The following is a 19,809-nucleotide window of genomic DNA, read 5'->3' as shown; positions in this document are numbered from 1 at the left end:
AATTCACGAGAGAAACGCCGAATAGAGTCCCCGATTCGAGGAGCACGGCCTGTCGCGATCGAGGGCCGATCCAATGAGCGAATCCGAACCAGAGGTCCCCGAATGGATGCACCTCAGCGACAACGAGGAGTTGCTATGGTCGGGCCATCAGAGTATGTGGACCTACATTCCCACCTATCTGACCGGTGCGATCTTGATTGCTGCCGCCGCAGCGCTCCCGATCATCGGGGTGAGCCTTCCCGCGTCGATCCCGGTGACAATCCTCGGGGTGTCGGTGGTCTTAGTCATCGCGGGGATCGGAGTGCTTGCAGTCACCTACCTACAGTACCGAACCCACCTTTACGCCATCACGACCGAGCAGGTATTCCACCGGAGCGGTATTCTCTCGCGGAATATCGACCAAGTGCGCATGGAGCAGATTCAGAACACTTCATGCAATCAGTCGGTCGTCGAGCGGCTTCTGTCATTTGGGACGGTGCAACTCGATACCGCCGGGACAGCCAACGTCGAGCTTAATCTGTGGGGTATTCACGGGCCTCGGAAGGTCAACCGAATCGTCACCAACCGACTGAATGAGATGAGCACCGGGAGTCGCAACCAGCCCGCCCAAGAAAGCACACAAGCAACGTAGTGATGTATCGACCGGGCCACCTGGGAATCTGGTTGCTGTTGTATGCCCCGCTCGCGTTCATTCTATTCGCAGCTGATAGACCGGCGCTGGCCGTCCTCGGTGGCGCGATCATGTTCGTCGTCGAGCCGATCCCCGACCGCGATCAGCGAGTCCCATTCCTGAAACACCGAGGATTCAGCCATACGATCGGCTTCGCCGTACTCGTGGGGATGGTCCTCAGTGCGGTCGGATGGTTCGCCGGTGATCGAGCGTTCGTGCTCGTCGGCGAATGGCTCACGGGGAACGGCTATTCGGGGATCGGAGCCGACGTCGCGAGCTCTCGATCAGCAGTTGATGAAGTGTTCTTTGGGCTGTTCTGGTTCACCGTCGGGACGTTCGCGATCCTGGCACACCTGATAGGCGACGTTCTGACCCCGATGGGGATTCGCCCACTCTGGCCGCTCTCAGACCGATCGTTTAGCCTGTCGCTCACCACGGCGAAGAACCCGATCGCGAACGGCCTGCTGTTGCTCGCCGGAACAGCAGCGGCGATCGGCGTGTTCTGGCTATCCTTCCGGGGAGCCCTACCTCCATGACACGAATTACATCCTCGAGTCCTGAGTCGCAATCGCGTCTAGATCGGAGCGCCCCGTTTCGGGTGCTGGTAGTCGGCATCGTACTCGTCGCGACGATCGGGGGTATCGCCGGAGTCGTCGCCGCCGATTCTGTCGGCGTACAGCAACAGTCAGCGCCGATCAACAACTCGTCGAACGAATCCCTCACCGATACGGTCGCCACGGACAGCAGCAACGTGAGCACCGTCAGCGCAGCGAACAGCACCACGACGACGAACAACACGACAACCGTCCCGACGTCGAACAGCAACGAGAAGAATACGACGTCGACGACCACTCCGGTCGCGGTCAACGAGTCGGGGATAGCGACCCCCGATAGTCCGTCGAGCGTCCGATTCGCGTTCCCCAATCAAACGACGAACGGGACGAGTATCACCGTTCGCGAGCCCCGGCTTCCCGACGGTGGGTTCCTGGTTGTTCATGATCGGAACTATCCCCGGAACGGACTCGGCAGCGTGATCGGCATCAGCGAGTATATCGCACCAGATACGTCGTACAGTCGGGTGCAGATTCGGCTGTTCGACGTCGCCGGGCGCTCATTCGAGCAATCGAGGTTGCGAGCGCCGACCACGATGTACGTGCAAGCGGTCCTCGACACTAACGACAACCAGCAGTACGACGCACTCGCCACGACCGGCGCGCAGGACGTGAGCTACCTGATTGACGGTAGCCGCCCAGCCGTCGCCGGTGCCCGGATCGACGTCGAGCAGCGAATCACAACAGAAAACGGGTCGGAGGGGCTCATGGATGGGTTCGTCCCGAATCAAACGCAGACCCCGGCCAGCACCGACAACGGGACCGAGACAACCACTCCGGGCGAAGGCCTCAAACTGAATCCCAACCAGGGCAGCGGAGTTGATCTTGAGGCGATCCCGAACGCAGCCAGCGATTTCGGCCCGCTACTTGTGATTATCGGCGGGCTCGCGGTCGCACTTTACGCTAAAAGCCAATGAACGCCCACACCGCCACCACGACGGAGCCGAGCACCGCCCGGTCGAGATCGAGAAGGACGCTCGCCGTGCTCATCGCGGCAGTCTTGGTCGGGTCGATCGCGATCATGGGGCCGCTCGCGGTCGCCGGTGTGCAAGCTCAGGAGACGACAGCGAACACGACGACTACCGAAGGAAACGCAACGGCGGCGAACACCACCGGGAGCACCAACGGCAGCGTGAGCGTGACGATGCAGCGCCAGACTGTCGCTACGGGCGCAAACGTCACCGTCCGGTCGGCTACGCTCCCCGAGGGTGGCTACGTGGTTCTACACGGCTATGCGCTCACACTCGCCGGGCAACGCGAGGAGAGCGCGATCGCGGTTTCGGAGTATCTGGAACCTGGCAGCTATCAGAATCTCACGATTCCCGTCGATAATGGCGTTCCCGGCGTCTACAGCAACCAATCGCGACTAAACGGATCGCAGAACATCAGCGCAGTCGCTTATCGAGAGTCGAACGGCAACCAGCGTTTCGAGCAGTTCACGACCGGCAACGATTCAGTGTATGAGCCACAGCAGGCGGCTCTCTCCACCGGTTACGTCTTGGTTGAGCGGACACAGAACGCCGCGATCCCGAGTGCAGCGCTTCGGTTCACCGACCAGACCACCAACGGAACGACAGTCACGGTCGCGTCGACGAAGCTTCCTGACGGTGGGTTCGTCGCGATCCACGACAGCAGCTATCTCCCGCCGGAGAACGATACTGTCGACAGCATCATCGGAGTCGGGCGATACGTCGAGCCGAACGAATCGGTAAAGCAGGTCACGATCGAATTGTACGACGTTCCCGGTCGGTCACTCAATCGCTCGCGACTCGGGGATAATTCGACGCTTGTCGCCGTTCCCTACCGGGACACGAACGGCAACCAGCAGTACGATTACTACCAGTCGGACGGGCTCAGGGATAGCGCGTACGTCAACCGATCAGGCGAGTCCCCCGAGGTGATCGTTGATCGGGCGAGTATTGGCGTCAACGGGAGCGGTCAGGGAGAGACGACGCCGCAGAACACAACGAATCCGAGTGGCGGGCAGCCGGTCGAGATCGGCGTTGTAGACCCGAATCAGGGAATCTTCGGGACGATTTCGGACCTCTTGGACGGTCCAGTATTCGACTTTTTCATCGGAGTTGCGTTCATCCTATTCGTCGGGTTCATCGCCTATCAGGTGAAATCATGAGTGCTCAGAGCGCGCAGAGCACTCAGAGCGCGTCCCCGTCGCCGCCCGAATCAGATTCGGAAGCCGAGCCCTCGCCGACTCGGATGAAACGGCGAGCGTTCCTGAAAACCTCGCTCGCCGCAGCCGGGACCGCCGCGATGCTATCGACCGACGCTGGTTCGGGAATCGCGACCGCAGAGAGCGCGGGAGCAGCCGGAGCGATGGAAGCGTGCAAGGTCGGAGCGAACCCGAGTCAGGTGCCGCCCGCCGTCAAGGAGCTCCGATCGGACAATCCCCTGGAAGTCTATAACGGCGACATTGTATCTCCCGGCAACTTTGAGACACCGGGCCACCCGCACCGAGATGCGTACCGGTCGCTCGCCGAAACCGAGCGGCGCTTTCGCGATGGAGTGCAACAGCAGAAGGCTGTTCCTTCGCCCTCGGACTTTGATACCGTCGTCAACGCCGTCGACGACCTCGGGGCCGATCCATCCGGCGAGACACCCGCTAATAGTGCTTTAGAGAGTGGGGCCGAGTCGGGAACGCTCATCATCCTTCCGAGAGGTGCTGAGTTCCTACTCAATGGCGATCTGAACCTCAGTCCAGGTGGCACATTCGGAATGGTCGGTGAAGGATTCGAGAACAGCAAAAAGCCACCCGGACAGAACGCCCCGCGCTTCGCCGCAGCGCCGAATACGCAGGCCCGGTTGATTCTCGGCCCGCTTCAACGAGGACTATTCGGGAATTTCATTCTCGATCAGACCGCCGACGTCGCCGGTGCCTCGCTGCTCGCCGAAACTGAGAGCGGATTCGTCTTTGTCCGTGACGTTCGCGTGATTGGCGTTCAGGACAACACAAGTGCCACCGGACAGGGAAATCAAGAATCGAATAATCACTCCGGTTGTACGCCGATCGCGCGGTCATCAGAGGGGGCCGTTCGCGTCCAGCGTTTCATAATGACCGATCACGGAATCCCTGGCGACAAAAACAGCGGTGGAGTCCCTGGATTTTGGGTCGGGAAAACCAACAGAGGACTCGTCGAGCTCGTCCAGTGTGCGTCTACCGGCGGGTCGGACAACGGGATCTACGGCAGCCGGACGCACGGCGACCTTCACATCATCGACGGGGCGTACTTCAACAACGAGGTATCGCAGATTCGGTTTGCTGGGAAAGGATCGTGGGCAGTCGGATGCACCATCGGTGTAGACAAGGAACGGTACGACGGCCCCCGACCATCGGAGTTCCTCGCAGAGTTCGCCACAAACGGCGTCAAAACGGAAATGCCCGATTTCATCGACAAGCCCGGTGGCGGGCGGCTCGAAAACTGTGAGCTCGTCGCCCGGAGCGTCGAGAACATGGGCTCTCTCTGCTTCATTCGTGGATTCTCAGGGGCGCTCTCGATCAACAACTGCCGGTTCGTAAATGGAACCAGTGCAGTAACGTCGGTCAACGCGAGGCCGCCCGGCAGTGGCTATGGCGTGAAGCCCAAGCCGCCATATGCCGTGAAAGTCGCTAATTCAACATTCACCGGAACCTCCGCTAATTTGCCAGCAGTCCAGATCCAGGACCGGCCTGCGTCAGTAGTGGCGAATAGTTGTGTCAAGGTCGAGGGCGCAGGACCGAACGCGATTCAGGGGGCGTCGACGAACGGCTGCACCTACGGAACCAACTGCCAATCGGCAGGAACCACGGGACCGGTCGGATCGGCAGTGGATTATGTCGTCGGTGGAATCACCTCGTTCGTGAGCGGGTTGTTCAAGGGAGCCGCCGCGATCGCGACGGTTCCGTTCATCGTCCTTCTGGTAGCCGGGTTGCTGAGTCTACTACTCGCGAGCTCGCTACCAGCCGCTTTCGGGTTGCTCGCTGCCGCGATCAAATTCTTCACTGAGAATTGATTCGTCCCTCTACTACTCGCGTACAGTGCCATGAAGCGGCTTTTCTACATCAGAATATGTGTCAGATTTTTTCCGCGACATAGACAGTTTTTTACTAGACCCTTCAGACGCGTGCCAATATGGTGCGCAACCAACAGGCGACCGACGACGGCGAAAAAACCGAGTCAAGGCTCACGGAAACGCTCAAAAATTCTGTAGTGCCATTCGTGCCGCAGGCGGCGCTCATCATGATGATCGGGGCCGTGACCCTGGTTTCACCGGCAGCGGCCCAGCAGGGGATCTGCGATATGCCCGGCGGGTCGGCGCTGCTGGGTATGGGCGGTCTACTCATCCAGGGAGTCCTCGTGATCGGCGGCGTCTATCTCATCGCTCAGGGCGCAGCGAGTATGTTCGGAGCCGGTCGCGGGGCCGGAGGTCGGCAGAACGCGCTCTACGGGATCATTATCGTGATCTTCGGACTCGTGCTCCCGCAGTTCGTCGGCTTCCTCGCCGAGCAGACCGGGACGAGTCTCGCCGATGCAGGCGTCGGGTGTCTGTTCGGGTAAGCCGGTCGGTGCAATCGGTCAGATCGGTCGCCACGACCGCTCACGCAACCAATTGCGGACCACCCTTGCTTCAAGATACTAACAATGACGAGTGATCGGTGTCCCTCTCGATCGACGGATCGGCGTAGCGTACTACAGGCAGGAGCCGGAGTGCTCGCTGCCCTCGGAGTAGCTGGGTGTCTCGGGGGAGGTGGATCGAGCGACAATAGCACCAACGACTCCGAAAACGGCAGTGGCGTCGAGTCGTCGCCCACCACCACCCTAACCAGCAGCGAGCCGACGGCGACAGACGGGCCGGGTGAGACGGGAACCGCAAACGGAACGACCACCACTGCGATCCCGAGTGTGTTTGGCTCAGAGGTCGAATTTAGTGGGAGTGAAATGAGTATCCCGCTGAATACCGACGTCACGCTCGATGCAGTGCAACTCAATGCACCGAACGGCGACGTGTTCGCGACCTTCGAGCCCCACCAGTACGAGGGATCGGCCACATTTACGTTGATCGAGCAGACGTCCGACCAGTTCGGATACAAGCCCTATCCGTTCGGCACCTACACCGCAAAAGCGGTTCAGGAGGACAGAGTGGTTGATAGCCGCTCCTACGATCTTCGCCCGGAGTTTTCGATCACAGGGATCGAGAGCCAGCAGGGACTCGTCGCGATCACCGTGGAGAACATCGGAACTGCCCCCGCGCCGATCACGGCAGCACGGATCTACCGACTGAATCAAAGTCCGGGTCCCCAAGAGTTCGGCGGCGGGTTCGTCGACCAGGACGCGATCGTGCCGCCCGAGGAGTCGATAACGGTCGAGACGCGGCTCATGGGGTTCAACGACGTCTATTCGATCGGCAACAACTCATCAGTATCCGATTATGAAAACCAATACTGTACCGGAGAGACCCGCCCAATAACGGTGAGCTATCGAGTATTCGGAGAAATCCGAGAAACGACCGGCTCACTCGTATTCGGAGGTGGCCCCACCGAAGGACCGAACCAGACGATCGCGTGCGAGGAATACACCATCAACGCCGGTGCAAATGTCTCAGCCAACGGAACGAACACAACCGGGAATTTGAGCGGGAACCTCACCAACGAGACAGGGGACCTCACCGGTGCCAACCGGTCAACTATGAGCAACACCAGCAACCGGTCGAACGGGACCGGCAGCAACCTCACCGCCGAGAACGGAACCAGCGAGAACGCCAGCACGTCAGCGTACCAGTTGAGCAGCAGCGACTATAGGGATTAGCCAAAGTCTTCGTACTTTCCAACGTTGCGGTATGACTACCTATCGAAATCGGTGTGCGAGATGTAGGGCACATATCTTGCACATTGGGTCGTCAAAGGTGTTCTGTTCGGGTGACTCAGCGGCCATATGCCGGAATCGGTTTCATATTACCCTCCAGACAGTCGGATTTTCGGATGAAGTCAGCGAGGGAACCGCTCAGTGCTGCACATCAAATCACGGATCAGCCTGATTTGATGTGCAAGAACGTGATCGCGCTGAGATCGACGCACAATCCGCAGTTTTACGTGAGAACGCACTATCGCGGATTCACGCTTCTGCTTGCCACCCAGATAGAGCTTGTCTTGATACCCTCAGACGCAAATCTGACATCTGGAAACTATAACCTTGACGAATATAATCCTAACGTTTAACAATGCTTTAGGCAGTTATATGTCTTGTCATGGCACAACACAGGCGGGCGTTCCTTCGGTTGGCGGGCACAGCACTCGGTGCGGCAACACTCGGTGCCGGCACCGCGATGGCGAGCACTTCAGATTCGCGCTTTTTCATCAACCTCCGCGATGTCGACCGTTCGGAGGTTCCCGATGACATCGAGATCATCCACGACCTTTCACAGGCCGACGTCCTCGTCGCACGCGGCGACCAAGAGCGAGTGAACGGCACGACGGTCGCCGACCGCGTCATCGATCTAGGCGACGACCGCACTGGTGCCGTCAAGTCCCGAGATGGACCGACCACCGACGGCAAGGGATCGAGCCACAACCACGACGGCCCACCGAAAAACAGCGAGTTCCAGTGGGACAAGCGTATCCAGGGCGTCAGCAACGAACTGACCGACAAACCGGGTGGCGGCAAGTCGATCCACGACACAACGACCGGTGCGGGTACCCGCGTCGCTGTCGTCGACTCCGGTGTCTACGACGCCCATCCCGATCTCGCGGATGTCGTCAACGACGAACTCTCCGAGAACGTCTCGGAGGATGAGTACGACTGGCGACCCAACGGCGCAGGCAGCCACGGAACACACGTCGCGGGCATCATCGCCGCAACCAACAGCAACGATGGTCCTGACGGCGGCGTTCTCGGGACGGCTCCGGATACCGAAATCGTTTCCTACCGGATGTTCTCCGGCGAGGAAGGGAAGCAGGGCGACGGCTATGCCGCGTGGGTGAAAGCCGCTGAAGCGGACTGTGACGTCATCAACTACAGCGTCGGTTTCCCCGCACCGTACGTCTACGTCGACCAGTATCCGTTCCTGACGGAGGAACTCCGCATCGCCGAACAGATCGCGGCATACGTCCGTTCGCAGGGGACGGTCATCGTCAACTCCGCAGGCAACGACTCACTCAATATGTCCCCGGAGAACACCCTCAGTATCCCCACGGAGGCCGAGGGCGTCTTCGGTGTCGCCGCAACCGGCCCAATCGGCTGTGGTTGGGGCGGCAAGCATAGCGACAACGAGGCGAAGTGGCTCACGGGCAACCGGCTGGAGGACCCCACTGATTCCCCGGCGTTCTACACCAACTACGGGAGCGCCGTTGACGTGAGCGCCGCGGGTGGGGACGCAGACCTCGACGCACTCGACAGCATTCCCGAAGCGGGACGCGACCTCGTCTACTCAACTATCTACGAAACCGACGAGGACGGCAACATCATCCCTGCCTACGGATGGAAAGCCGGCACCTCAATGGCTGCCCCACAGGTCGCGGGAGCAGCCGCGCTTGTCCGGTCGCTACGTCCCGATGCCAGTGTCGAAGAGGTCGAATCACTCATCCAAGAAACCGCGAGCAGTGCCCCCGGCGGCGAACTCTACCACGGTGCTGGTCACCTCGATCTGAAACGACTCGTCAAACGCGCTTGAAAGCAACGGAAACGCCTCTTGATCGATAAGAGGGTAAAGAGATAGCGGCACGGGCCAGATACAAGATTCAATCTCTGTATCTCGCACACCGGTTCTGACAGCTGGTGAGGTTCATGCGGAGAGAAAGTATGGGGATTTCTGCTGAGCACTATAGATCTCGCGTCAATCCGAGCGGCCTGTTTTCTACGCGAAAGTCGGGAGCGGAGAGCCGCGCCTTCCGGTGGTCGCGGGGTCTTCTTACCAAACACTAAGACGGGACCGGCGCTCAGATGTTTGGTAAGATCGGGCGAGCGGCGGGGATCGGCGCGAGTGGCTAGCCAGAATTTTGACACGACATGGATAGGTTTAACCCGCGAGTCCATGGCGGGATTTCCATGAAACGCCGACAATTCGTTACGGGAATAGCGACCACCGGCGCGATCAGTGCTCTCGCGGGCTGTGTGGGCGGAAATGGAGGGAGCGGAAACAGTAGTGGAAACAGCAGCGGAAGCGGTGCTACTACCACCAGCGAGTCGCAGGTCAATGCGTTCGGAGAGCGACCCGATTTTGACCGACAGAAGCTCTATATCCCGATCCGTTCGGAGGCGAATATCGACAAAGTGGAGCTCAGAGACGCGAACAAGCAGATGTGGGGGACCTACAACGTGGAGGAGGGGGAAGGGACAGCCGAATTTACGGTCATCAAAGAAGGTGGCGACGGCTACAAGAAGTACCCCTACGGGCGGTATGAGGTCTATGCAGTCAAAAACGGAACCCGAGTCGATGCCGTAGATTTCGAGATGCAACCGCGATTCGAGGTTACAGAGGTCATATCCGCCGAGGGAGGCGAATTGAGAGTCAAGCTTGAAAACACCGGGAACGCCCCAGCCGTCGTTACCGGTGCTCGCCTCTACAAGCAGGGCACGAATCCGGGTGAGAGCGACGGGTGGAGCGTCGGAGTGTACGAAGGATATGAGCGCGAGATCGTGCAACCAGGAGCGACGACGACTGTCCCCGTACTCCCGTTCGGGTTCGGACAGGTCTATGCGGAGGGAACTGACGAGGTGACACCGCAGAGTACCAGCGAAGGTGTATGCGCGGGTGAAACGAGGACAGCCGTCGTCGACTACCGACTGTTCGGGAATATCCACAGTGGTCCACAGCTAACCCTACAACTCGGCGGAGGTCGAAGTCAGCTAGATCGGCCAGGGATCGGATGCAAGAGCGTGAGCATCCAGTCCAAAAGTGGCGGTGCGTCGAGTCCATCTAACGCTACCAACTCTACCACTTCATCGTAGCTGTCGTTTAGTGTTTATCTTTTAATTAGTTTAGTTGTGTAAATAGAGGCAAGGGAGAAAGTTTTACGGCGGAACACTGTGCGCGTCCTTTCATGACAGCAAGCCGAATACGGGTCATTCTCCTTGTTTTCGTCCTCGTTACCGCAGCTGTCGGGCCGGTACTCGCTCAGGAGGGAGGCGAAAACGAAACAGACCCATTCGGGAACACCTCAGCCGGGAATACTACCGGTAGCAGCCCCACCAATAACTCGTCCGTGACGGGCGGGCTCGGAACCGGTGCAAGCACAGGATCAGGGGGCTCGGAAAGCGGCGAACAAGCCTACGGCAGCGGGTATCTCAGCGATCGAGCCGCCAATCGGTCAACGGGACCGAACGGGTCGATCAACATCGGTGGAAACAACAGCACGAACAGCAGCGGCCTCAGCAGTGACGCAAGCGGGATCAAAGGAACCGCGATCAACGCCGCGCTCGACGTCGTTGCACGATTCCTTGAGTTCATTTCAAATCAGATCGCTAACGCGCTCTCATTCATTCTACAGGAAGTATTCGGCACGATTACCTACACACCGGCCCCGCCGAGCGGGAATATGTATCAAGCAGTCGGCGGTGACTCATTTTGGGGCGGTATCTACAACTCATACAAGACGCTGTGGCAACCGCTCGCTCTTGCGATTGCCGCCCTGCTGACCGGCGTCTATGTCGGACTCGGACGGTTCGGCCTCGATATGCTCCCCGCTCACGTTCAGCAGCAGGGATTCATGCACTTAGGGCTCGCCTGGATCATGGCATCCGACATTTCGTGGACGCTCATGGGGATCATACTCGACTTTACCAGTCTCATCAACCGCGCTCTCGTGGGGTCGATTGAGTTGGAAAACGGGTTAGTCGGCGGTGCCGGGCTTGCGCTAGTCGGATTGATTCTATTCTATCTATTAGGTTTCTGGATAGTTATCGCGATGGTGCTCATCTTCGCGTTCCGTATCGTCGGGATGATCGCGCTCACCCCCATGATGCCCGCCGTATTCGCCGCCCGAGCGATCCCGGTTAAGGGAGTCTCAGATATGATGGACTCCCTCTGGCGGTTCTGGCTCTATTTGGTGATCCTTCCGCTGCCGGTCGGGGCCGTGCTCGCGGTCGGGTTCGGTCCCGATATGCAACAGGTGATGCAGAGTGCCGGACTCGCCGGAGCGTTCCTGAGTCTCGCGTTGCAGGTCGGGACAATCGTCGGCGCGATCGTCCTCCCGTACATCCTCTATCAGCGCTCGGGTGCGGGGATGATGAGCGTCGGTGTCGTCGGGTCGGCCTCGACAGAACGAGTACGAGAGGCGTTGGGTCGCCAGCAAGAGCAGGTCGACGAGGGCCGGGAACAGGGCCAGCAGACCTCGCAGAATCTCCCTGGACGAGTGGGCCGCATGGCCGTCAAAGCCCGGAAAGTCGGGATCATGTCACCCGGCGGGCTCTCTCAGGACAACGCTCAGAGCGGCGGTGGCGGTGGTGGCGGCGGAAGTGGCGGCAGTAACGAGGTGTACGTGAATATCGAGGAGCGGCGTCGGCGGCTTCAGCAATAATCCAATGACCATGATCCACACCTGCAACCCCACGACGACGACCGGTCACGAAATCGAGCAGTCGAGCGATACGCGGCGGCAGCACACAATCGTGGATTCCAACGGAGGCAATCTATGAGCGCAGACCAAGGCGAGAATACGGTACTTGAAACGGTGATTCCACAGGACAAGACCGGCGGGATCAATCGCATCTTCATGGGACTCTCGCTCAGTGAGATCATTCTCATTATCGGTCCGACGTTCCTGTTTTTCTACACCACGACCTCGATTCTCGGCATTCCACTCAATCAGTTTGTTGCGATCGGGACCGGAGCGATCGCGCTCGCACTCTACTTAGTCGTGAAGATCACACCCTGGTATTCGACGCCGCTGGAAGTGCTCTCGCGGACCTACTCATACGTTCGCGAGCGGACGCGAATGCCTCTCGTCGCCGAGGAAGCCGAGGAGGTACCCGGTGTCGCCGACGTGCATCCCGAGCATCAGGCGGTCGAGGTCGTCGACGGGACGCTCATCGGCGTGGTCAGCGTGTCGCCGGTCAATTCCTCGCAATGGAGTGACGACCAGTGGCTCGCCCAGGTCGGCCAACTCGCGACCAGCATCAACAGCACGATCGCTCGCGACGGCGGAACCGGGTTCGACGTCAAGATCCGCGTCTCACAGACCATCCCCAGCGCCGGGGAGCAGGTCGAGGGACTCAAAGAAGCCGCTCGGAACGGCTACCCCACCGAGGACGGTGGCACGCCCGAGTACGCCCGCAAGTACGCCGAGGAGCAAGTCGAGGCGACAGTCGATCAACTCGCCGATCGGGGGATCATGGACCGCGAGATTCACCTCATTACGTCGGTCAAACCCCATGAGGCCAACACCTCCGAGTCGATCATCGACAAGTTCTCGAATTTCTCGATCGTGAAAGCCAGCGAGAACCAGCGTTCCTCGCAGGCCGCCCTACTCGACAACCGGGTGAACACCGTCGAGAACGCGGTACAGGCGTTCACGGTCGCTCGCCGTCTCGACGCCGACGAGCTCGTGCAACTATTCCGAAGTCACTGGCTCGATCCCGATACCGACGATCGGTTCGAGTATTCGACCATGACCACCGAGGGCGGTGTGAGCAATCCCGCCGTCGACGTCGACGCCGCAACCCACGAGGAACACGTCGGTCAGAGCGCCGAGGACGAGAGCGAGAGTGAAGGCGAACAGGCCGACGCTGAGAGCGACGAGAGCGCGCCCACACCGGAAGCCGCGACCGACGGGGGGACTGCAACAACAGAGGGCGAAAGCGAGCCAGCGACGGATGCTGACGCCCCTGACGACGACGACAGCGACGAGGACCAAGGTCGGATCGCCAGCGCTCGCGAGTGGGTGAGTTCGACTGTCACCTCGCTTCGCGGTCACACGTCCGAGAGCACCCGCGATCAGCTGGTTTACTCGCCCTCATACGTCGAGCCGGGAACCCAGCACGTCGAATTGAACGACCAATACACGTCGACACTCTGGATTACCGGGTGGCCGAAGCACCCTGAGACGGGCTTGCTTGAGGATATACTGTCGGTGCCCGAGATTCGCTACGACCTCTCGATCTACCTCGGTTCGACGGACTATCACAGCAAGCTCGACTCGCTCGCCAGCGAGCGCCAACTCATCACCGGGGCGGCGGTCGTGAAAGAGGAAGGCGGGGACGCCGACGTAGAGGATGCGACGTCGCTCGCAGCGGACAAACAGGTGCTTCGCGAGCAGATGCAGGAAAATGACCTCGAGTGTTTCGAGGTCGGAATGGCGATCACCATTCGTGCCGGGTCGAAGTCCGCCATGCAGGATGCACGACGCCGGATTATCAGTCGGTGTTCGGCGTCGAATATCTCAACGACTACGGCTCACGGGCGACAGTTGGCCGGGTTGCGCAGCACCAGTCCCACGATTCAGGACGATCTAGAGGAGGAGAGCCGAGTCGACACCCGATTCGACATGACGAGCGACGGCGTGGCCTGTCTGTTCCCGTTCGGTGGATACACGCCGAGAGAGACGGAGGGAACGACCTACGGGATCGCGAAAACCGGTCAACGAAACACCGGCGACCCACTCGGCATGATGCAAGTTGACCGGCTTCGCCGTACCGCGCCACACCGGTTTTGGGTGGGTCGCTCGGGGAGCGGTAAGTCGTTCGATATGAAGAATCACATCATCGAAGAACTGCTGCGTAACCCCGATCAGAACACCGTGATTGTGGATATTGCTCGCGGGTTCGACGGGCCGGTAGAGGCGTTCAACGGGTCGAAGATTCTCGTCGGTGAAACCACGATCAACCCCTTCGAGATCCGCCAACCCGAGGACGCTCGCGGAACCGAGGAATCGCTCGACGACAAAGTGCGTCTCATCACCGATATGTTCCAGATCTATCTCATGCACAACGCGCCCGAGGAACAGGCGCAGGCGATCCGCTCTACCATCAATATGACCGTCCGGCAGACGTTCAAGCAGGCCGGACCCGAGGACGACGAGGAAGGGATCACGAACGATCCCGAGACGCACAGCAAGCAGTCGCCGACGATGCACGATTACTTCGAGACGCTCGCGAAGATCGAGGACGAGCCGGAGGAATACACCTTCATGGAAACCGAGTCGGAGAAAGATTCCCTCAAACGGGACATTGGCGTGCTGCTAAACCGGCTCAAGGAGTTCCAGCCCGGCGGAACCTACGATTATCTGTGTGGTGAGTCGGAGGTCAACCTGTACGATCGAGTCGTCTACTTCGATATGAACAAGTTTGAGAACGACTCGACGGCGGCGAAGGGCATGATGATGGCCCTGATTACGAGTCACGCTTACGAGCTCGCCAAGCAGACGCGGGGCCACGTCGATCTCGTCGTCGACGAGGCACACGACCTGTTCCGTGATGCTGCGCAGGCCGACCAAATCGAGAGCATGGTCCGAGCGGGTCGGAACACCGGGCTCATGTTCGATTTCATCTCGCAGGCAGGGGAGGACTTTGACGCCGGAGCAGCGAAGGTGATCGCCAAGCAGTGTGCGATCGCGATTTGGCGCGATCTCGGCGAGATGGACGTCGAGACGCCGATGGAGTTCGGACTCAGCCAAGAGCAGGCCGCACTCGTTTCCGGGGGCCTCGCGACCGGTGACAACGACGCGATGGAGTATTCGGAGGCTCTCGTCGACGTCGAGGGCGACCGGTATCTGATAGAGCGGCGCGTGAGCGATTACGCCGCCCGACTCGTGGATTATCGTGAGTCCGAGCACGGGGAGTTCGACGCCTACATGGAGGGTATATCGCTTGAGGAGCAGCAGGCCCAGGAGTCCGAATCCGTCGCTCAGTCAGTCGAAGACGACGAGAGCGACGTTCGCGACGACGGCGGGCTTGTAGAACAGCCGAACGTGCTCGGGTCGGGGATCGCCGCGAACGGCGATGAGTCCGACGCCGACGAGAGCACAGCACCCGATCAGGGCGGGGATGACAGTAGCCACGAGAGCGACGAGAGTGCCGCGCAGAGCGAGAGCAGTCCCTACGAGTCCGATGGGGCAGATACCGACGACACACCCGACGAGGACGGTGCCAGCGACGACGAGAACGCACCAGAGAGTAGTGAGGACGACAGGGAGACAGAGACGGACGAAGAGAGCGAGGGTCAAGAGGAAGCCCCGATCCCCGATGGCAGCGGTGAGGGGGGCGAGTATCAATCCGACGAGACGACTGAAACCGACGATAGCAGCACGGAGGACGACTAATGCCGTTCCTGAGCAGAATCCATCGAAGCAACAAGATGACGTTCGCCCGAGCAGCAACGCTCTCAGAAAGCACCGCAGAGCAGTTTCAGGGTCAAGCAGAGGGCTTTGACTCGCCGATCTACAAGCTCCAACCCTACCACGGTGAGAACGGCGTCGAGGAGGCCGTGAACCTGCTGGAAGGGCTATTCCATTATCAGACCAAATTCGGGGTCATCAACAACAGCGAGACGCACGCTTTCGAGATGTGGTTTGACGGGGAACGCACCACCTACCACTACATTCCCGAGGACGTCGCTACCGGTGAGAACTTTCACGAACAGATTACCGAGGATTACCCCCATACGAACGTCCGCCAGTCTTTCGAGAGCGTCCCCGACGGGATGTTTCAGGCCGACCATGCGCTTGCCGGAGCGCGGTTCAACCTCATGCGCGATCCTACCTACCCGATTAAGAGTATCGAAAACGGGGGGTTCGGGACTCGCAACCGAGGGAACACTCGCGATCCCTACAAAGACTTGATCGGCCCGTTCACCCGAGACGACGATTCTCGGATCATGTTTCAACTCGTGTTCTATCCCGTGAAACGGGGCTGGCTACGTCGAAAGCGGGTCAACAGGCGGGCAGAAGCTCTCCGGGGTGAACACGCCGAGTTACTCCACAGTCGAGACGCCACCAAACAGGAAAAAGAGGCTGCTCGGGTCATTGAGGAGCAGAAGAATCGCGATATATTCGGCGTCGAGATGCGGATGCTCGTTTCGGCACCGACGGAAGACCGTGCTCTCAACCGGCTTGAGAGTCTTACCAGCCAGATCGAGAGCCGCTACCGGACGAATCTCAATCAGCGCTTCTACGCAAGTCCGGCGTCGAGCTACCTGCCGGGATGGAACGGTCGCGCTGTTCGCGACCTCGCGAAATCTGTCGTAACCCGCGACCTCGATCGCAAATCCAGCATTGAATGTACGCCGGAGGAACTCGCCGGACTCGCTCACCTGCCGAGCGACGACGTGCAGAACCAGCATATCGACTGGACCAATACGAGAGCCGGTGATCCCGTGCCGATCGGGACACCGCGCTTCGATTGGGAGGGGGAGAACCTCAATCCGATCGAGCTCACCCCTCACGAGAAACAAGACGTGCTGCTATCGAGCAGTTACCAGGACAGTCCCTACTGGTTAGGACGCGGTGCTCGAAAGGCGACAGAGGCCGGAATTCACCCGGAGCAGCTGAAACTGCATATGTTCGTCGGCGGGTCGACCGGGTTCGGGAAGACCACGCTCTTGAAAAACCTCTTTACGCAGATGATTCGGCGGGACTACGGAGCGCTGTTCTACGACCCAAAAGCCGACGACGCTCGCGATTTTGTCTCGATGGTTCCCGAGGACCGGCGAGACGATTTAGTTTACATTGAGATCGGCGGCAACCGCGAGCAGACGGTCGGGTTCAACTTCTTAGAGATACCGGGCAATCCCGACCCCGAATCCGCTCAGTTCGCCGAATCCGTCGAAGCAATGGCGGACGATATAGAGGCGCTCGTCTCTCAGGCCGGTGGCTCAGACGAGTACTGGGGACCGCGTATGAGCCGGGTCGTGCGGAACATGGCCCGAGGGATGGCTAAGAGCGGTCGGAATCTGACGCTGCTGGATATGTATTATGCGTTGATCGACGAGCGCGGTCGCCAGGAGTACGCCGAGCACCTATCCGACGAGCGAATCGAGTGGATCGTCGACTATGCGAGTCGGCAGCTAGCCGACATGGACGACAGCGACATTGAGCCGTTGATCGGTCGCCTACAGCAGTGGGTCGAGTCCGACCTCATGCGCTCGATCGTCTCGCACCCGGAATCGACGTTTAGCGTCGAGGAGGCCGTCGCCGAGGGGAAGATCATCGTGGTGCGAGACATGACCTCGACGGGCGGAACAGCGGGGACACTCATCGCGACGGCGCTCATTCGGCGTGTGTGGTCGGCGGTGCAGAAACTACAGGACGACGAGGAGCGCGAAGACCCGCCGATGTTCTACTCGATCCTCGACGAGTTCGATAAGATCGTGAGCGGTCAGTCGTCGATCGCCGAGATCCTGTCGCTGGCACGGGCGTACAACCTGTCGATCATTCCTGCTTGCCAGGACCTCACCAACCAGTTGCGCGGCGAGGAGGGGATTCAGGACGCGATTCTCGGCCAGTGCCAGACGTTCGCGAACTTCAATCCCCAGCGCCACAAAGAGGCACAGACGATCGTTACCCGCCACAGCGATGAGGTCAGCGCGAGCGACCTCACGAACCTACCTCAGTACCAGTTCTATATGCGCAACCGCGACGACAACGGGGAGTTTACCTATTCGTACAAGGTCAACGGCTTCCCGCCGATCGACGAGGTACTCGACGAGCAGAGCGCCAGCGAGGAGGAGGTCGACGCCATGATCGAGCGGTCGCTCGAACAGTACGCGACCGAGCGAATGACCTCGCAGGAAATCCGCGACAGTTCGGAGTTCCGATCGGGTGGCGACGCCGATCCCGAGGCGATTGCCGCCGGGCTCGACAGCGGCAAGGACGAGGACACCCGCCAGCGTGACGAACTGTTCGCAGCGGTCGAGCGCGCGCAAGTGCGTAACGACATGATCGGCGAGTTTGTCCACCACGAGAAGGTGCGCGAGGCGTGGGCGACGATCGCCGACGGCAATCTCGGGTATCTCAGCGAGACGGCGAATCAGATCGAGGAAGCCGACGACGAGTATCTTGAACAGCAGCGCCAGAACAACGAGGTTCACGCTCGGCTCACCCCGGAGGGTCGCGAGGTCGCCGGGCTCGTACAGAATACCGGGTCGTCGGGATCGGGCGGTGGACTAGATCACCGCTGGGTACTCTCACAGTCGAAACTCGCCTACGAGCGGATGGGTTACGTCGTGTCGCTCCCGACCCAAGACGAGGAGGGCGAGCTCCCCGACGGCGTGGCGATCATGCCGGTCGACCCCACCGAGGCCGAGACAGTCGGGGAAATGCACGACCTCGAAAACCAGCTGAAAACCGAGTTCGGCGAAGTCTACGAGTATAGCGAGGGCCGGGACGTGTCGATCGAGGCGGAGACGTCGACGATCACGAAGCCGATGCAGACGATGACCAACCTTCGGAAAGCGATGGACGCCAAGATGAAGTGCGTCTTTACCACGAAGGATGGCAGCTACGATGAGGACAGCGAGGCCGCCGAGGAGATCGACCACGCAAGCCTGTTCGAGTATTGGGCGCGGCGCGGCGAGCGGATCATGTACGACGACGACCTGGACAACCTGATATTCGCTCGCGAGCAAGACGACGACGACAATCGCTGGTTCTACAACAAATCAAAGCAGTTCACGATCGAGGAAGATCCCGACCTCGTTGCCTTGCGACCCGCCAACGAAAGCGGATCGAACGAAACCGTGTGGCGTGACGACGGCGACGAGATCGTACTCGCCGACGACCTCGGCGAGATACATGCTCGGTTCTCCGGCCCGAAGGACATCGCCGATCCACCACGCGAGGACTTTCCGGCGTACTACGAGTATGACAAAGAGGAGGAAGGCAACTTCCACGTCCAACTCGGCGGCGAATCCAAAGTCTATCAGACGAAAGACGAGCTACAGGCTGAGTGGACGCCCGTGAAAGAGCCCTTCGTGCCCGGTGTCGAGTTTACCGACGAGCACGGCGAGCCGAACACGCCCACCGAGGACGACTTTGAGTTCGTGATCTTCCCCGATGCGAACAACGACGAGTACGACGAGCCGATGATCTACGAACAGGGCGAGGTCACGCGCCCGCTGCTTCCCAAGGAGATGAATATGCCGTCGTCGGTCGTCGAGCGCGATCCCGACGAGGTTGATACCGAAAGCGAAGGTGAATCCGAGGGAGCGGGCGACGTCGAGAGCGAGGAGAGCCCGGCAGCCAAGGATTCCAACGATGGGACAACCGACACCACTGCCGAAGCAGAGGCAACTGCTTCCGAAGGTAGTCCGCCCGGAGATTCAACGACCAGTGAGGCAGAGGAAGGCGAGAAAGAAGGTGGAGACTCGGAGTATGTTAGTGAGGGTGTGAAAGCCGAAGATGGTGAGGATGTAGAAGATGCTTCCGATGCTACGGAAGGTGGAGATGGTGAAGATGGTGGTAACGCTGAGGATGGGACGTTAGATGAAGAATCTGCGAGCGGCGACGAGGAACAGACTACCTCGGAGGACGAATCGACTAACCAACAGGACGAGGAAGAAGGGAACGAAAAGGAACAACAGAACCAGTCCGATCAGCTCCCCCGACTATAG

The 19,809-nt window shown here is 59.8% G+C and carries 12 protein-coding genes; all 12 read left to right on the top strand.

All coding sequences use genetic code 11. The features are described 5' to 3' along the window. Positions 1-73 precede the first annotated feature (73 nt). The 12 genes from PHA81_RS13260 (at position 74) to PHA81_RS13205 (ending at position 19,809) form a co-directional block, all read left to right on the top strand. Entirely contained in the window at positions 74-631 is a 558-nt protein-coding gene (locus tag PHA81_RS13260) for a PH domain-containing protein (protein ID WP_273837069.1), read from the top strand. A 110-nt stretch (positions 632-741) separates the two neighbouring features. Beyond that, positions 742-1,206, top strand: a complete 465-nt coding sequence (locus PHA81_RS13255) for a metal-dependent hydrolase (RefSeq protein ID WP_273837068.1) — start codon at positions 742-744, stop codon at positions 1,204-1,206. 62 nt (positions 1,207-1,268) lie between these two features. After that, positions 1,269-2,198: a hypothetical protein gene (locus PHA81_RS13250; RefSeq protein ID WP_273837066.1), complete on the top strand. Its 930-nt coding sequence runs from the start codon at positions 1,269-1,271 to the stop codon at positions 2,196-2,198. A gap of 104 nt (positions 2,199-2,302) precedes the next feature. After that, positions 2,303-3,412, top strand: a complete 1,110-nt coding sequence (locus tag PHA81_RS13245) for a hypothetical protein (RefSeq protein ID WP_273837064.1) — start codon at positions 2,303-2,305, stop codon at positions 3,410-3,412. Between the two features lie 83 nt (positions 3,413-3,495). Then, positions 3,496-5,286 (top strand): hypothetical protein, encoded by a 1,791-nt coding sequence (locus PHA81_RS13240; protein WP_273837063.1) that lies wholly within the window; start codon positions 3,496-3,498, stop codon positions 5,284-5,286. A 119-nt stretch (positions 5,287-5,405) separates the two neighbouring features. Further along, positions 5,406-5,831 (top strand): hypothetical protein, encoded by a 426-nt coding sequence (locus PHA81_RS13235; RefSeq protein ID WP_006078507.1) that lies wholly within the window; start codon positions 5,406-5,408, stop codon positions 5,829-5,831. Positions 5,832-6,212: 381 nt separating this feature from the next. Further along, positions 6,213-7,079 carry a hypothetical protein gene (locus tag PHA81_RS13230; RefSeq protein ID WP_273837062.1) on the top strand — a complete coding sequence of 289 codons (867 nt, stop codon included), beginning with the start codon at positions 6,213-6,215 and terminating at the stop codon, positions 7,077-7,079. Between the two features lie 439 nt (positions 7,080-7,518). Beyond that, positions 7,519-8,940 (top strand): S8 family serine peptidase, encoded by a 1,422-nt coding sequence (locus tag PHA81_RS13225; RefSeq protein ID WP_273837061.1) that lies wholly within the window; start codon positions 7,519-7,521, stop codon positions 8,938-8,940. Between the two features lie 374 nt (positions 8,941-9,314). Then, positions 9,315-10,217, top strand: coding sequence for a hypothetical protein (locus PHA81_RS13220; RefSeq protein WP_273837060.1), 903 nt, complete (start codon positions 9,315-9,317; stop codon positions 10,215-10,217). Between the two features lie 92 nt (positions 10,218-10,309). Further along, positions 10,310-11,785, top strand: a complete 1,476-nt coding sequence (locus PHA81_RS13215) for a hypothetical protein (protein WP_273837059.1) — start codon at positions 10,310-10,312, stop codon at positions 11,783-11,785. A 114-nt stretch (positions 11,786-11,899) separates the two neighbouring features. Beyond that, positions 11,900-15,523: a hypothetical protein gene (locus PHA81_RS13210; protein WP_273837058.1), complete on the top strand. Its 3,624-nt coding sequence runs from the start codon at positions 11,900-11,902 to the stop codon at positions 15,521-15,523. Beyond that, on the top strand, positions 15,523-19,809 hold the full coding sequence (locus PHA81_RS13205; RefSeq protein WP_273837057.1) for a type IV secretion system DNA-binding domain-containing protein: 4,287 nt from the start codon (positions 15,523-15,525) through the stop codon (positions 19,807-19,809). Before PHA81_RS13210 ends, PHA81_RS13205 begins: the two co-directional genes overlap by 1 nt.

This window comes from Halococcus sp. PRR34 (assembly GCF_028617175.1).
GTDB classification, from domain to species: Archaea; Halobacteriota; Halobacteria; order Halobacteriales; family Halococcaceae; genus Halococcus; species Halococcus salifodinae.
Note: the sequence above shows the minus strand (reverse complement) of the source record. Positions and strands in the feature narration are given on the sequence as shown.

Excerpts from the sequence above, each read along its gene's own strand:
- PHA81_RS13260 (WP_273837069.1), top strand. The coding sequence starts at position 74 with ATGAGCGAATCCGAACCAGAGGTCCCCGAATGGATGCACCTCAGCGAC.
- PHA81_RS13255 (WP_273837068.1), top strand. The coding sequence starts at position 742 with ATGTTCGTCGTCGAGCCGATCCCCGACCGCGATCAGCGAGTCCCATTC.
- PHA81_RS13245 (WP_273837064.1), top strand. The coding sequence starts at position 2,303 with ATGGGGCCGCTCGCGGTCGCCGGTGTGCAAGCTCAGGAGACGACAGCG.
- PHA81_RS13240 (WP_273837063.1), top strand. The coding sequence starts at position 3,496 with ATGAAACGGCGAGCGTTCCTGAAAACCTCGCTCGCCGCAGCCGGGACC.
- PHA81_RS13235 (WP_006078507.1), top strand. The coding sequence starts at position 5,406 with ATGGTGCGCAACCAACAGGCGACCGACGACGGCGAAAAAACCGAGTCA.
- PHA81_RS13230 (WP_273837062.1), top strand. The coding sequence starts at position 6,213 with ATGAGTATCCCGCTGAATACCGACGTCACGCTCGATGCAGTGCAACTC.
- PHA81_RS13225 (WP_273837061.1), top strand. The coding sequence starts at position 7,519 with ATGGCACAACACAGGCGGGCGTTCCTTCGGTTGGCGGGCACAGCACTC.
- PHA81_RS13220 (WP_273837060.1), top strand. The coding sequence starts at position 9,315 with ATGAAACGCCGACAATTCGTTACGGGAATAGCGACCACCGGCGCGATC.
- PHA81_RS13215 (WP_273837059.1), top strand. The coding sequence starts at position 10,310 with ATGACAGCAAGCCGAATACGGGTCATTCTCCTTGTTTTCGTCCTCGTT.
- PHA81_RS13210 (WP_273837058.1), top strand. The coding sequence starts at position 11,900 with ATGAGCGCAGACCAAGGCGAGAATACGGTACTTGAAACGGTGATTCCA.
- PHA81_RS13205 (WP_273837057.1), top strand. The coding sequence starts at position 15,523 with ATGCCGTTCCTGAGCAGAATCCATCGAAGCAACAAGATGACGTTCGCC.